The organism is Caballeronia arvi, assembly GCF_001544695.2.
GTDB lineage: Bacteria > Pseudomonadota > Gammaproteobacteria > Burkholderiales > Burkholderiaceae > Caballeronia > Caballeronia arvi.
Genome location: NZ_FCOM02000061.1, coordinates 1 through 12,957, shown reverse-complemented (window position 1 = coordinate 12,957; position 12,957 = coordinate 1). Strand labels below are relative to the sequence as shown.

8 protein-coding genes and 2 pseudogenes are annotated in these 12,957 nt (G+C 60.0%); 5 read left to right on the top strand and 5 right to left on the bottom strand.

The genetic code is table 11. The features are described from left to right. The first annotated feature begins 12 nt into the window (after positions 1–12). Together AWB74_RS36600 and AWB74_RS36595 are read left to right on the top strand one after the other, a co-directional pair. Positions 13–1,005 carry an SDR family oxidoreductase gene (locus AWB74_RS36600; RefSeq protein ID WP_061151494.1) on the top strand — a complete coding sequence of 331 codons (993 nt, stop codon included), beginning with the start codon at positions 13–15 and terminating at the stop codon, positions 1,003–1,005. Positions 1,006–1,010: 5 nt separating this feature from the next. Continuing rightward, positions 1,011–2,786, top strand: coding sequence for a glycoside hydrolase family 15 protein (locus AWB74_RS36595; RefSeq protein WP_061151493.1), 1,776 nt, complete (start codon positions 1,011–1,013; stop codon positions 2,784–2,786). A gap of 225 nt (positions 2,787–3,011) precedes the next feature. Here the strand turns inward: AWB74_RS36595 and AWB74_RS36590 are convergent, their stop codons facing one another. Both AWB74_RS36590 and AWB74_RS49055 read right to left on the bottom strand, forming a co-directional pair. Beyond that, positions 3,012–3,386, bottom strand: a complete 375-nt coding sequence (locus AWB74_RS36590; RefSeq protein WP_061151492.1) for a sensory rhodopsin transducer — start codon at positions 3,384–3,386, stop codon at positions 3,012–3,014. A 233-nt stretch (positions 3,387–3,619) separates the two neighbouring features. Then, positions 3,620–3,943 (bottom strand): HVO_A0114 family putative DNA-binding protein, encoded by a 324-nt coding sequence (locus AWB74_RS49055; protein WP_456061760.1) that lies wholly within the window; start codon positions 3,941–3,943, stop codon positions 3,620–3,622. A 164-nt stretch (positions 3,944–4,107) separates the two neighbouring features. On the opposite strand from AWB74_RS49055, the gene AWB74_RS36580 reads away from it, so the two are divergent. The 3 genes from AWB74_RS36580 to AWB74_RS36570 all read left to right on the top strand — a co-directional run bounded on the left by AWB74_RS36580 (position 4,108) and on the right by AWB74_RS36570 (position 7,642). Next, positions 4,108–5,019, top strand: coding sequence for a hybrid sensor histidine kinase/response regulator (locus AWB74_RS36580; protein WP_061151491.1), 912 nt, complete (start codon positions 4,108–4,110; stop codon positions 5,017–5,019). A 138-nt stretch (positions 5,020–5,157) separates the two neighbouring features. Beyond that, the gene (locus AWB74_RS36575; protein WP_061151490.1) at positions 5,158–6,501 is read left to right on the top strand and encodes a PQQ-dependent sugar dehydrogenase; all 1,344 of its coding nucleotides are present in this window, start codon (positions 5,158–5,160) and stop codon (positions 6,499–6,501) included. 400 nt (positions 6,502–6,901) lie between these two features. Next, entirely contained in the window at positions 6,902–7,642 is a 741-nt protein-coding gene (locus tag AWB74_RS36570) for a cupin domain-containing protein (protein WP_143749391.1), read from the top strand. Positions 7,643–7,834: 192 nt separating this feature from the next. Here AWB74_RS36570 and AWB74_RS36565 read toward each other — a convergent pair whose 3' ends face one another. The 3 genes and pseudogenes from AWB74_RS36565 to AWB74_RS36555 all read right to left on the bottom strand — a co-directional run. Beyond that, positions 7,835–8,713: a LysR family transcriptional regulator gene (locus tag AWB74_RS36565; protein WP_087039393.1), complete on the bottom strand. Its 879-nt coding sequence runs from the start codon at positions 8,711–8,713 to the stop codon at positions 7,835–7,837. A gap of 226 nt (positions 8,714–8,939) precedes the next feature. Continuing rightward, positions 8,940–12,436 (bottom strand): annotated as a pseudogene (locus AWB74_RS36560) (pyruvate carboxylase). A gap of 215 nt (positions 12,437–12,651) precedes the next feature. Beyond that, positions 12,652–12,957, bottom strand: a pseudogene (locus AWB74_RS36555) (class I poly(R)-hydroxyalkanoic acid synthase); the annotation flags it as partial.

Here is a 12,957-nt window from a genome sequence, read left to right as displayed (position 1 = left end):
AGGACCTGAACCATGCATAAGATAGCCGTCATCACTGGCGCTGGCGCAGGCGTTGGGCGCGCTGCCGCCGAGGAATTCGCCCGCCAGGGGTATGCGGTCGCACTGATTTCTCGCGACGAAGAACGCCTCAAGAGAGCGGCTTCTCAGATAAAAGGGCGATACGGCGTCCCGGCACTCGCCATCCCGACCGATGTCGCCGACTCAAAAGCCGTCGATGCGGCGGCATCACGCGTGGAGGACACCCTGGGTCCGATCGATGTCTGGGTCAACGTCGCGATGGCGACAGCGTTTGCGCCCGTCTCCTCGCTCACGGCTGAAGAAATCGAGCGCGGTACGCGTGTCACCTACCTGGGTCAGGTTCACGGGATGATGGCCGCCCTCTCGCATATGCGAACGCGAAATTGCGGCACCATTGTGAATGTCGGCTCGGCCTTGGCTTATCGGTCAGTGCCGCTGCAGTCGGTCTACTGCGGCGCTAAGTTCGCCATTCGTGGGTTTACCGATTCGCTGCGCTCCGAAATCCTCCACGACGGACTGAAGGTCCATCTGACGATGGTCGAACTTCCCGCCATCAATACACCGCAGTTCGACTGGGCGATGAACAAGATGGGCAAGAAAGCGCGCCCCGTCGCACCGATTTTCCAGCCGGAGGTTGCCGCTCGCGCGATATTCTTTGCGGCTACGCACCGTCGCCGCGAAGTATGGCTCGGGTTCTCGACTGTGAAGGCAATCCTCGCGAACCGGATCGCCCCCGCATTGATCGACCGCTATCTGGCGAAAGCCGGCTACTCAGGGCAACTCACCGACGAACCGCTACAACGCGATGCAACTGGGAATCTGTTTGACCCGGTGCCCGGTGGCTATGGCGCGCACGGTCGCTTCGATGACCAGGCACGCGAGCATAGCTGGGAGATGTTCACCGATCGTCACCGCGTCCTCTTTTGGGGTCTAGCCGGCATCGGCGCGATAGGCTTGTTTCGCGCCCTCGCCAATCGAAGGAGCTGAGCGAGATGAGCTGCCCCATTGCTGATTACGCGCTCCTTTCGGACGGCGAAACCGCTGCCCTCGTAAGCCGTGACGGTTGCATTGACTGGCTATGCTGGCCGCGCTTCGACGACGATGCATGCTTTGCGGCGCTTCTGGGTAGGTCCGAAAATGGAAGCTGGTCGCTCTCGCCCGCCGACGCGATCGGGCGCAACGTGCGGCGCTATCAGGAGGACACGCTCGTAATTGAGACTGACTTTGAAGTCGCCGAGGGTGCCGTGCGCATCGTCGATTTCATGCCTATCGGGACCGGTTCGCGCTCCATCGTGCGAATCGTCACCGGCCTCCACGGTATCGTCAAAATGGGTTCCGAACTCATCCTGCGCTTCAATTATGGCCAGCTTACGCCGTTGATCAAACGAGTCGACGACGCCGTTCTGTCGTACATCGGCCCGGATCGTGTGACGCTGCGCAGTGATATCGAAATGCATGTCAAGGACGGCGTAATACACGGCACTTTCGACATCAAGGCGGGAGAGACCGTCACTTTCGTGATGGCTTACGGGCGGACACACGAACCCGTCCCTGAACCGGTTGACGCCCAAGCCGCGTTGCGCATCACACAACGCTATTGGCGAGACTGGATCGCGAAGTTCGATGTTTCCCGCACCGCGTGGCCGCAGGCCGTCAAGCGTTCCCTATTGACACTTAAGGCCCTCATCTACCGTCCCACCGGCGCCATCGTCGCCGCTCCAACGACCTCACTGCCCGAGGCGCCCGACGGTCAGCTCAACTGGGACTACCGATACGCGTGGCTGCGGGATACGAGTTTTGCGATGGTCTCGCTGCTGAACGCCGGTTATCACGAGGAAGCACAGGCTTGGCGCGACTGGCTCTTGCGCACCATCGCTGCGGAGTCCGAGCGCAGTCGGATCATGTACCGTGTGGACGGCGGGCGACATCTCCCGGAGTGGACGGCCGACTGGCTTCAGGGTCATCGCTATGCAAAGCCCGTTCGTATCGGCAACGCGGCGGCCAATCAACATCAGCTAGATGTCCTCGGGGAGGTTGTCGATTGCCTGGACGTCGCCCGCCGCGGCGGTCTGGCTCCTGCTGGCGATGAATACCTTGTGGAGCGACACATCGTCGAGCATATCGAGAAGGTCTGGCGCCTGCCTGGCGCAGGTATTTGGGAGTCGCGCTCGAGCCCGAAGCACTACACTTATTCGCGGGTGATGGCCTGGGTGGCGCTGGACCGTTTCATCAACGGTCATGCGTGCGATGACGGCCATGCGCCACTCGTCGAACGGCTTGAGTCACTTCGCGAGCGACTTCGCAAAGAAATCCTCCGTGAAAGCTGGAATCAAGGGCGCGGCACTTTCACGCAGTACTACGGCGGAGAAGAAGTGGATGCCAGCCTTCTATTGATGCCGCTCGTCGGTTTCATCGCCGTCGACGATCCGCGCATGTCCTCGACGATCGACCGGATCGCTCGCGATCTAAGCGAAAACGGACTCATCAGGCGCCATCCGAAGGATCCATGCGGTCCCGACGAAGGAACATTTCTCGCCTGCTCCTGTTGGATGGCGGATTGCCTGAACCTTCAAGGACGCAAGGAAGAAGCGCAAAAACAGTTCGAGCGCGTGCTGGCCGTCGCCAACGACGTCGGGCTGCTCTCCGAACAATACAACACACAACGCGGCGAACTCGCAGGGAACTTCCCGCAAGCGCTCAGCCATCTCGCCGTCATCAACACAGCCTTGGGACTAAGCGGACCGACCTTACAAAGAGGCGGCGGATAGGCTTCTGGTTCACCGGCCAGAAGGCAGGCTGCCATTGCCGTCGGTTGCGACCCTTATCGGGTTCGCGCGCAACATGTTATGACGCTTCCTACATCAAGCAAACCCTGTTTCGCTTACTTTTTCGAGGACGAACAATGCATACTTTGAACCGGCGGGACGGGAGCCTGGTGGCGGGTGGCTAGCGAACCCGACGGTCGAGCAGGTGCGTGTTTCAGCAGCAAACTCCTAATCGGCGCTGTAGGCGACTGTAGTCAGTATCGCCAACTCAGACTGGCGCGAGTCCAGGCGCGTATGCTGTATGACGACCGGTACGTCCGACGCGAACAAACTGGCATACTCGGTGCCCGTGGGGATTCGCTCCGGATCGGCAAGGTCGTTGAAGCGCATGTGCAAAGTTCGCATCGCCGGGACAGTGATGTGATAAGGACCGGCTGGCGCACGATCCTTGAAGAAGACTGTCAATTCTATATGCGCGTCTTGCTCGCCGGCGTTGAGGATGCACGCCGCTTCATGGCTGACAAGGTCTGGTGTATCGCCGGTGCTGGAAGGCGGCAGATATCCCTCAGCGATAGCCCATCGTTTCTTCCCGATCGCATCCATAAAAATTTCCCATCCAAGGTAACGAAGTCACAATGCAGCAGCAAAAAGCTTACCTTCTCATGGAACATTATAATTGGTGATGCTAAATTCGTTTAAGTCAATTCAAGGGCAATCACGACTACATCGCCGCATGGATTACTCTGCATTGGTCCGGCTGGCTAGAATGATGTTCGATGCCGGGCTGACGTCGTGGTTGCGCGAAAAAATATCCTGACGCCCAATTTCCCTGATCACTAAAACGAGACAGCCAGTTCGACCGCTGAATAGTCGACGCCGGGCGCAAGTCTGCGATGCGGACCCTGCTCGAAGTGCACCACGCCGTAACTCCATGGTCCGGAGGGTACGCGAGAGATTGGACACACCGCGCGACGGGTCTTCGCGGCCAGCTCGTCCAGGGAGCCCGGGTTTGTGTCAGCGATCGTCGCGTGCAGTTCCCGATCGTTTTCGGACAGTACCTTGGCCAGCGTTTCGAGCGACTGGAACCAGACTTTCGCCTCATCGGGCGCGGGCTTGTAGAATAGCGATGGTCCGGGCCTTGTATTCCTCGCGCGAGGCAATACCAACTTTTAGGATTCGACCGGCAGCTCTCTCACATGACTCGGCTCGTTGATGATCTGCTAGACGCGGGACGGATAACGACCGGAAAGGTGCGCGTGTCGACCTCGCCAGTCGTCGTTCAGGAGGTGGTTCAGAGAGCAATTGAAGGGGTGCAGCGCCTAGAATGGACGGCAAGTCTCAGACGCTGCATGTGCAGTTGCCGCCGCAACCGCTGGTCGTGCATGGAGACATGACCCGGCTTGTCCAGGTGCTCCAGAACCTGCTCGACAACGCGTCGAAGTTTACGCCCGTCGATGACGTCGTTCGTGTCGAGCTTCGCTTGTTGAGCGCCTGGTGGCGCTGCGTGCCAAAGACATCTGGTCGAGCTATCGAGCCAAACACAATCGACCGGATCCTTGATCTGTTCGGGCAAAAAAAGGATCCCGGAGCGGCAAGAGACGAAGGCGGCTTAGGCATAGGTCTGATGCTTACCCGTTCCCTGATAGAGCTGCATGGCGGCAGAATTGAGGTCCAAAGCGCCGGAAGAGGCCGCGGCGCGCTCTTCACGATTTGGCTTCCCGCGTTGGAGCGCGCGACGCTGCCTACAAGGAGTTCCAGCCCGCTAACATTCGCCGCCGAAGGCGCGCTCAAAGTGCTGGTGGTCGACGACAACGAAGATTCGGCCGACAGCATGGCAATGCTCGTGGAAATCGACGGACATCTGGTACGGAAGACCTACGGGGCGGCCCAAGGCATCTCGGTCGCATCCGAATTCGGCCCGGACCTTGTATTGCTCGACCTATCAATGCCTCTCATGAGCGGATATGACGCGCTGCCCCGAATTCGGGAGGCCGTTCGCAATGAAGCCTTCGTGGTGGCGGGGATGACCGGGTTCGGCCTCAAGGAGGACAGGCAGCGCACCAAGTCGGCAGGGTTCGACGCGCACTTGACGAAGCTGGTAGCGCTGCCAGAGTTGGAACGCGTCATTGCGCTGGCGCGCGCTCGCCGCTTAACAGGGCGAGCGTCTGCGCGTCCTGGCCGGGAGCGGCCCGCGTTCTACTGCGCCCCGGCGACCAAGCGCCTCGCCCCCTGCTGATCGTTTTCGCGACGGGCGTCAACATATCGGAAGAGCATGACAAGCGCGCATTACCGTCAACAAACAGCGCTTCGAGATGAGGCAGGATTCTTGCGGTGATTTCGATCATTGTCGACTGACGCTCATCGCTGAAGAAAAATGCGCCTGCTTAATCGCCTGGCTGTCTCAATGGTATTGCCGCTCGCGTCGTGCGCAGTCGGACCGTCAAGTCCGAGCGATCCGGGGTTCGGCGCGTCCCCTTTGATTCCCGCTCCAGAACCGAAGCTGGTTTCAATGGTCAACATCGCGCCCGTCGAGACGCGCCCTGCCGGTTTCCTGCCTACCGCACCCGCTGGCTTTGCTGTCACGCAGTTTGCCAGTGGCCTTGCGCACCCGCGCTGGCTTTACACTTTGCCCAATGGCGACGTACTGGTCGCGGAAAGCGACGCGCCGCAAGAGCACGACGAAGGAAGTGGCCTATTTGGATGGATCAGACGACAGGTTATGAAGCGCGCGGGCGCCGGCGTGCCGAGTCCGGATCGCATCGTACTCTTGCGCGACACGAATGACGACGGCGTCGCGACAATGCAAACCGTTTTTATCAGCGGCCTGCACTCGCCGTTCGGAATGGCGCTCGTTGGCAACCACCTCTACGTTGCTGATACAGACGCGTTGCTGCGGTTTGACTATGTACCTGGTGCCACCTCAATTGCAAGCGCCGCGGTCAAGGTTGCGGACCTGCCGGCGGGGCCGATCAACCACCACTGGACTAAGAATGTCCTCGCCGATCATTCAGGAAAACATCTATACATCACGGTAGGATCGAACAGCAACGCTGGGGAAAATGGAATCGACGCGGAAGAAGGGCGAGCGAGAATCCTCCTATTCGACGTGGACACCGGCCGGCTACAGCCCTACGCAACAGGTTTGCGCAATCCGAACGGACTCTCCTGGCAACCGGACAGCGGCGCATTGTGGACGGCCGTGAACGAGCGTGATGATCTCGGCAACAACCTTGTTCCCGACTACATGACCGCCGTGAAAGAGGGAGCCTTCTATGGCTTTCCTTACAGCTACTACGGGCGGCATATCGACGCCCGCGTCAAACCTCAACGCCCCGATATGGTTGGAAAGGCTGTCGTTCCCGAATATGCCCTTGGCAATCATACGGCTTCACTGGGTCTCGCTTTCTACGACCGGACGCTGTTTCCGGCTCACTATCGCGGAGGCGCGTTTGTTGGCCAGCACGGATCATGGAACCGCAAGCCGCGCACCGGTTACAAGGTGGTGTTTGTTCCGTTTGCCAGTGGAAAGCCCGCCGGCGCGCCGGAGGATTTCCTGAGCGGCTTCCTGTTACAAGACGGCCACGCTGTGGGCCGGCCCGTGGGCGTGGCATTGGACGCGGATGGCGCCTTGCTCGTGGCTGATGACGTCGGTAACGCTGTCTGGCGTGTCGCGCCACGCAACCAGGTCAAATCAAAGGTCTCGCCGGTGGCACGGTGAAGCGACCACTGTCGCAAAATGCAATGGCCCACATCCGCGACGTGGCTCCAAATTGTAATGGCCGTCAGTGCGCCGCTGACCGGATCAACGAATGGCGCGAGTATGCGTCACGAGCGAGAGCAAACATGAAGAAATTAATCATCGTCTTGCTGTGTGCCGCGTCGGGAGGATGTTTCACGCCGGAAAATCGTGTTCATCCGGCCGTGAAAGACCTTGAAGGGCAGCGCCAGCAACCGTCCCCCAACAGTACGCACTAGCAGCTTCGAATCCTGAACCATTCTCTCGCCTCCGTGAATGCTCTAGCAACCGTTCAGTCATACGAATTATTTAACTTGCTAAAACGGGACGCATCTCTATCATTGACAGGACAGCCGGTCACGTCACTTCAACGGAGCCGCCGATGAGCGCATTGTCGTTGCCCGGGATCGCAGCATGCAATGCGGCCGCAAACCTCATCATCGCGCTGATGTGTCTTGTGACACCGATCGCTTCCTCCGCCCAAACGGGTGGCACTTGCATACCCGTAGCCGAACGGAAGACCGAATTCGGATGCTTCGTGCATGCGGAAGAACATCTTCAAGGCCTGCCGCGCGGTCCGCTCTACTGGCATATCGATCGCTTCGCGAGCCGTCCCGCTGCCGAGGCAGCTAAGGAGAGAAACGGAACGGTTGTCGAGATCCTCGGTCAAGTCTGGCTTTTCACCATTGCGAGAAAATCTTGGCAAGCATCCTCCGGCGAGCCTGTCGGCAACGTGGGCCCCTTGAAGCTGCCTGTCGCCAAGGCATTCATGGCAACCTACATGGAGGGCAATTTCAAACCCGGAATGCAGTCGACGGTACATCGTCATCCCGGCACCGAAGCCTGGCTCGTTCTGTCCGGCGCACAGTGTCTGGAGACGCCGCACGGCAAGCAGATCGGCCGGCCGGGCGCGCCTCCGGTCATCGTCCCTCCCGGCGAGCCCATGCTTCTGACCGGCATCGGCAAAGAACAAGGTCACTGGCTCGTGCTCATTTTGATGGACGCCTCGATGCCGCGCGGATTTCCAGCCGACGACTGGGCACCTAAGCATACGTGCGAACGCGCTCAATCTCGTATGCAGAGCGGCGAACCGCTCCCTCGTCGTGTGCCCGGTCGCGAGTAGGCTTCGACGTCGCCTTGCGGTTCGAACTCGATCAGGTCGGTCCGCCGGGTGGGGATTAGATTCATCCACGAGCCACCGCGAATCATCAGTGACTCGTTTCTCGCAGATCTATCGCAAGGCGACGAATAGATAGTAATCCTACGTTGGAACGATAAATTCCTTTATGTAAAATAAGGTGCGTCGGTGAGACGTTCATAAGTTGATCGAGATGCGAATGGCCATAGACTCGATCTGTGCATTTACGTGATATGCGTCGCATCGCTTGCTTTCGATTCGAGGGACGAACTCCATGATGAACTCGACGAACGTCTTGACCTTCGCATTAAGATACTGACGCGACGGAAAGAGCGCCTGAGGCCCGATAATCGGCCAGCACGCGCAGAGCGCGCCGCTTCGCAAGAGACGGCTCGCAGTCGAGATCGGCAATGCGCCAATGCCCGTGCCTTCGCATAGCGCCACCGCCAACGCGCCCGCCACATTCACGCTGAACCTGGTCTTCGAAAGCGGAAATGTCTCCGTGCCGTTCGGACAGTCGAAGATCCAGACATCGCGCGGAAAGATCGTCGAGGCGAGCTGATGGCACGGATTACGCGACAACTCCGCGAACGTGCGCAGCGCGCCATGCTTGCGCAGATAGGACGGCGACACGCACAGCACGCTATGCACGGTACCGAGCCGTTGCGCGACGAGGCTCGAAGCAGGCAATTCGGCAATGCTCCCCTGCACGGTGAGATCGAAGCCCTCGTCGATGATGTTGGGCACGTGCTGCGAGGGCGTCAGATCCACGGATACGGCAGAATGCTGCGGCTGATAACACAAGATGGCAGGCACGAGATACGACTGGCCGAGGCCCGTCGATGCATGGATGCGCAAATGCCCGGAAGGGCGTAACTGCGCATCGGCGGCTTCAGCTTCGGCCACATCGACACATTCGAGAATCTGTTTGCAACGCTGCAAATACCGCTTGCCGGCTTCGGTGAGCGTCACGCGCCGCGTGCCGCGATGCAGGAGCCGCGCGTTCAGATGCGCTTCTAATGTGGCGATGGCGCGCGAGGTCGCCGCCGTCGACATATTCGTGCGACGTGTCAGGCGTCGTCATGGTCGCGTCCGCAAGTGTAGGTTGCGGACGCAAGCGTGACGTCTTTCAATCCATCGCGCTACGTGCGGAGAAATTCGCGCTTATGATCTAGCGCGCCCTAACCCGGAAATTGCGCGAGAATCAAGATCACCCCGTTTTGCGCATCATCTGCATCAACTCCGCTGGCTACGGTGTTCATTCAGTTCATCGGTGCCACCCTCATGCTCGCCATACGATCAGCAGCTCCTTAGCCTGGACTCGGTCTCCAGGCTTGACCAACACGCGTTCGATTATCCCCTCGCGTTCAGCCGTCATGTGGGTTTCCATCTTCATGGCCTCCAGCGATAGCAGTGTCGCTCCCGCCTGCACTTGTTGGCCAGCAACCACCGGTACCGTGACGATTGCGCCCGGCATGGGCGCGCCAACATGCAACGGGTTGCCAGGTTCTGCCGTCTCGCGCTGTGCAGAGGCGGTCACGCCGGCACGCGCGACGCTTGTCATGCGCGACTGACCGTTCATCTCGAATTGCACCTTCGCGACGCCCTCGGTCTCCTGTATGGTCTGAAGGCTTACCAGCAAAGTCTTGCCCGCCTCAATTTCCAGCGCCACCTCATCGCCCGACTTCATGCCGTAGAAGAAGGTCGGAGTGGGCAGGACGGACACATCGCCATGCTTTTGCCGGTGCTGATGGAACTCGCTGGCCACTTTCGGGTACATCAGCGCGCTCGCCAGTTGTCGGTCGTCCATTTCATCAATGGGCATGCCACCCGCTTGCGCGGCGGTCCTGCGAGTCGCTTCGAGGTCTACGGACGGTAGGTGGTCGCCGGGGCGATAGGCCGCTGGGGGCTCACCCTTGAGCACTTTGCGCGACAGATCTTGGGGAAAGCCGTCCGGCGGAAATCCTAACTCGCCCTTGAACAACGCCACCACCGATTCGGGAAACGCCACTTCATGCGCTGGATTGGCTACTTGGGCCGGCGTGAGGTCGTTGGCCACCATCATTAAGGCCATGTCGCCCACCACCTTTGAGGTGGGCGTAACCTTGACGATGTCGCCGAACAGTTGATTCACGTCGGCATAGGCTTGCGAGACCTCAGTCCAGCGGTGCTCTAGCCCCAAGCCACGTGCCTGCTCACGTAAGTTGGTGTACTGGCCACCGGGCATCTCATGGCGATAGACGTCGGCCGTGCCAGCGCGAATGTCGCTTTCGAACGGTGCATAGAACCGGCGCACTCCCTCGAAATAGGTCGACGCTTGATGCAACGCATGCTGTGACAGACCGGGGTCGCGCTCGGTCCCTTCCAGAGCTGCGGCCATGGCCGAGAGGTTGGGCTGGGCAGTTAGACCGCTCATGGCGTCCAGCGCACCGTCCACCGCATCGCAGCCGGCCTCGACGGCTGCCAACACCGAAGCGGCGGCAATGCCGCTAGTGTCGTGCGTGTGAAAGTGCACCGGCAGGCCAGTTTCCTCCTTCAGCGCCTTGACCAGCGCAGCCACCGCGCGCGGGCGGCAGATGCCCGCCATGTCCTTGATAGCCAGGATATGCACGCCGGCTTGCTGCAGTTCCTTGGCAATACCGACGTAGTACTTCAGGTCGTACTTACTGCGAGCGGGGTCGAACAAGTCGCCGGTGTAGCAGATGGCGCCCTCGCACAGCGCGCCCGACTCCAGGACGGCGTCGATCGACACGCGCATATTGCGCACCCAATTCAACGCATCAAACACTCGGAACAGGTCCACGCCGGCGACCGCCGCCTGCTTGACGAAGAACTGCACCACGTTGTCGGGGTAGCTGGTGTAGCCCACCCCATTGGCGCCTCGCAGCAGCATCTGTAGCGCGATGTTGGGCACGCGTTCGCGCAGTTGGGACAGACGCTGCCATGGGTCTTCCTTTAGGAACCGCATGGCCACGTCGAACGTCGCACCGCCCCAGCATTCCAACGAGAAAAGCTGCGACAACTGGCGCGCATAAAACGGCGCAATGGGCAGCATGTCGGCTGTGCGCATGCGTGTGGCGAACAACGACTGGTGAGCGTCACGCAAGGTGGTGTCGGTCATGAGCACGGGCTTGCTGTCCAGCATCCACTGTGCAAACTTCTTGGCGCCAAGCTCCTTCAGGCTGTCGCGCGTGCCACGCGGTATCGGGGTGCTCAGGTCTACACGTGGCAGCACGGGCTTGGGAAACGGTAGATCCGGCATCTTGCGGCCTGCCATCTCGGGATTTCCATTCACCGTGACATCGGCCACGAAGCCCAGCAGTTTGCTGCCCCTGTCACGTCGCTTGGCGAATTCGAGCAGTTCGGGCGTCGTGTCGATGAAGCGCGTGGTTACCGTGCCTGCGGTGAAGTCCGCGTGATTAATCACGTTCTCCAAGAAGAGCAGGTTTGAGGCCACGCCTCGGATACGGAACTCGCGAAGCGCGCGGGTCATGCGCTGCACCGATTCCTTGGCCATGGGAGCCCAAACCGTGACTTTGACCAGCAGGGAGTCGTAGTAGGGCGTAATGACGGCGCCGCTGTAGGCAGTTCCAGCGTCGAGCCGTACACCAAAACCGGACGCGCTGCGGTAAACCAACAGCGCCCGTAGTCGGGCAGGAAGCCGTTTTCAGGGTCCTCTGTGGTGATTCGGCATTGCACAGCAGTGCCATTGATGCGGATTTCCGCTTGCGCGGGGACGCCACTCGCAGGAACACTCTGCCCCTCGTCCATTGTGACGCCGATATGCCCACCTTCGCTGATCCGCAACTGCGCCTTAACGATGTCTACGCCGGTGATCAGCTCAGTGACGGTGTGCTCTACCTGTATTCGTGGATTGACCTCGATGAAGTAGAAATGGCCGCTGTCGGCGTTCATCAGAAACTCCACCGTGCCCGCGTGAGTGTAGTTCACAGACTGCATCAGGCGCACGGCGCTATCGCACAGAGCCTGACGCTGGGTTTCATCGAGATAAGGCGCGGGCGCTCGCTCTACTACCTTCTGGTTACGGCGCTGTACAGTGCAGTCACGCTCGAATAGGTGCACGACGTTGTTGTGACGGTCGCCGAGTATCTGCACCTCGACGTGGCGCGCGCGCTCGACCAGCTTCTCGAAATAGACCTCGTCGTTACCAAAGGCCGCCAGCGCCTCGCGTCGAGCCGCCGCTAGCGCCTCGGGCATTTCGGCTTCGGTGCGGATGATGCGCATACCACGGCCGCCGCCACCCCAGCTGGCCTTGAGCATCAGGGGATACCCGATTCTAATTGCCAGTGTTTTGCACTCGTCCAAGCTCTGCGGCAAAGGTGGCGTAGCCGGCATCACCGGCACTCCGGCGGCCACGGCGGCGTTTCGCGCCGCAACCTTATTGCCTAAGGTACGCATGACCTCGGGACACGGGCCAATCCATTCGATACCCGCAGCAATCACGGCCTCCGCGAAGTCAGGATTCTCCGAGAGAAATCCATAGCCTGGGTGGATCGCATCCACTTTGGCAGCGCGGGCGATACGCAAGATGTCATCGATATCCAGATAAGCCTGTAGCGGCTTCTTGCCTTCGCCGACCAGGTAGCTTTCGTCGGACTTGAAGCGGTGCAGCGCTAGGCGGTCCTCTCGCGAGTAAATCGCTACGGTGCGAATGTCCATCTCCGAAGCGGCGCGCATCACACGGATCGCGATCTCAGAGCGGTTGGCGATCAAGACAGATTTGATCTTTCGGGAAGGATTGGTATTGAGCGGTTGCATAGTCGTACGCACAATTAGTTAGTCGTTCACGAGGCCAGAAGGGAAATTCGTTGTGTAAGAGCCAGGAGCAACGACGACCGCATCAGCGTGGATGAGCGTGGAAGGAGCCAGCTTGCGTAGCGTCCCACGGGAAGGATGAAATTCTTACGCAAATTGATGCCTTCGAATCGGTTGCACGCCGAGTCTCGCGACCTGCCGATTCTAGTCGCGACCACTCAGGCGCCCATGACCTCGGGAGGATGTTTCGCAACGTAGCGCCCCGGCGCCGGTTCGATCGACTTATAGGTTGCGTTGCCCGGCTTTTTCGGCGCCGATATCTGCTTGCCCGCGTGCGATTGCAGCCACGCGATCCAGTGCGTCCACCAGCTTCCCGGCTGCGACTTCGCCGACTCCAGCCAGGCTTGCGCATCGCTGCCCAGCGTGCCGTCGATCCAGTAGCTGCGTTTGTTCTTCGACGCCGGATTGATCACGCCCGCGATATGACCGCTCGCACCGAGCACGAACTGCGTGTCGCCGCCGAT

What these genes read in the sequence shown, in the direction of transcription:
- AWB74_RS36565 (WP_087039393.1), bottom strand. Translation starts at nt 8,713, where the DNA reads ATGTCGACGGCGGCGACCTCGCGCGCCATCGCCACATTAGAAGCGCAT.
- AWB74_RS36600 (WP_061151494.1), top strand. Translation starts at nt 13, where the DNA reads ATGCATAAGATAGCCGTCATCACTGGCGCTGGCGCAGGCGTTGGGCGC.
- AWB74_RS36570 (WP_143749391.1), top strand. Translation starts at nt 6,902, where the DNA reads ATGAGCGCATTGTCGTTGCCCGGGATCGCAGCATGCAATGCGGCCGCA.
- AWB74_RS36580 (WP_061151491.1), top strand. Translation starts at nt 4,108, where the DNA reads ATGGACGGCAAGTCTCAGACGCTGCATGTGCAGTTGCCGCCGCAACCG.
- AWB74_RS36575 (WP_061151490.1), top strand. Translation starts at nt 5,158, where the DNA reads ATGCGCCTGCTTAATCGCCTGGCTGTCTCAATGGTATTGCCGCTCGCG.
- AWB74_RS36595 (WP_061151493.1), top strand. Translation starts at nt 1,011, where the DNA reads ATGAGCTGCCCCATTGCTGATTACGCGCTCCTTTCGGACGGCGAAACC.
- AWB74_RS36590 (WP_061151492.1), bottom strand. Translation starts at nt 3,386, where the DNA reads ATGGATGCGATCGGGAAGAAACGATGGGCTATCGCTGAGGGATATCTG.